A 1,121-nucleotide genomic window follows, 5' to 3' on the forward strand; every position below is an offset into this window, starting at 1 on the left:
AGAGGTCGTTTCATCCTGTTGTTTCATCCCGTGATGCGGTCTTTATTGTGCTGTGGGGTCGCGCCAGGAGATGGTGTTCTCGCCGGTGAGGCGGCGGGCCATCAGGTCGGTCATGGCCAGGTGGATCATGGCTTCGGAGCGGGCGGGCAGGGCTTCGTAGTCACGGGCCAGGCGGCGGTGGAGCATGAGCCAGCCGTAGGTCCGCTCAACTGCCCAGCGTTTCGGTACAGGGGCGAAGCCCCTGGTCCCGGGGGGTCGGGTGGTGATTTCCATGTCGATGCCGAGGGTGGCTGCGTGTTCGACGAGGTGCTGGCGGTAGCCGCCGTCCACCCACACCTTGCGGATGCCGGGATGCCTGGTGGCGACCTGGTCCAACAGCTGGGTGCCGGCAACGGAGTCCTGCACGCTGGCTGCGGTGACCAGCACGGCAAGCAGAAGACCGATCGTGTCGGTGACGATGCTCCGCTTCCGCCCGACGATCTTCTTTCCGGCGTCGGTGCCCTGGCTGGAGGCGGAGACGCTGGTGGCGGTCTTGACGCTCTGCGCGTCGATCACACAAGCCGATGGTTCGGCGTCCCGCCCTTCCTTCTGCCGTAAGAGCTGCCTGAGCAGGCCGTTAAGCTGGGCGAACACACCTTCCTGCTGCCACTTGGCGAAGTACCCGTAGACCGTGTTCCAGTGCGGGAAGTCGTGCGGGAGGTAGCGCCACTGCACGCCGGTGCGGTCCACATACAGGATCGCGTTCATGATTTCGCGCAGATCGTGCTCGGGCGGCCGCCCGAAATCCAGCGCCCGGCCGCGACGCTCGAAGCGCCAGGCAGCAAGGACCGGCTCGATCAACTCCCAGCGGGCATCGGACAGATCACTCGGATACGGACGTCGCTCAGACATACTCCTGACGTACTGCGCCGGACCGAGTGCGCCCAGGCGCACAGCAATACCGGCGGATGCACAGGCCAATCCCGGCGTCCTGGGATGAGACAGGCACAAGCCTCCTCCAGGCCCAGCCGTCACCCCATTCCACCCACCAGAACCGACCCACTCCACAGTCCCCTCAGCACCACACCACTACGCGAAAGAAAAGGCGTAATAACGGGACACCAGAGATGAAAACGACCTCT

The 1,121-nt window shown here is 64.7% G+C and carries 1 protein-coding gene; it reads right to left on the bottom strand.

Annotated features, from left to right (window positions below; translation table 11 throughout):
- Nucleotides 1-42: 42 nt before the first annotated feature.
- Nucleotides 43-891, bottom strand: a complete 849-nt coding sequence (locus ACGFR7_RS37510) for an IS5 family transposase (RefSeq protein WP_393328573.1) — start codon at nt 889-891, stop codon at nt 43-45.
- Nucleotides 892-1,121: the final 230 nt, after the last annotated feature.

This window comes from Streptomyces sp. NPDC048516 (genome assembly GCF_043199875.1).
GTDB lineage: Bacteria > Actinomycetota > Actinomycetes > Streptomycetales > Streptomycetaceae > Streptomyces.

Bases quoted from the DNA above. Each gene is read 5' to 3' on its own strand.
- ACGFR7_RS37510 (WP_393328573.1), bottom strand. From the start codon at position 891: ATGTCTGAGCGACGTCCGTATCCGAGTGATCTGTCCGATGCCCGCTGG.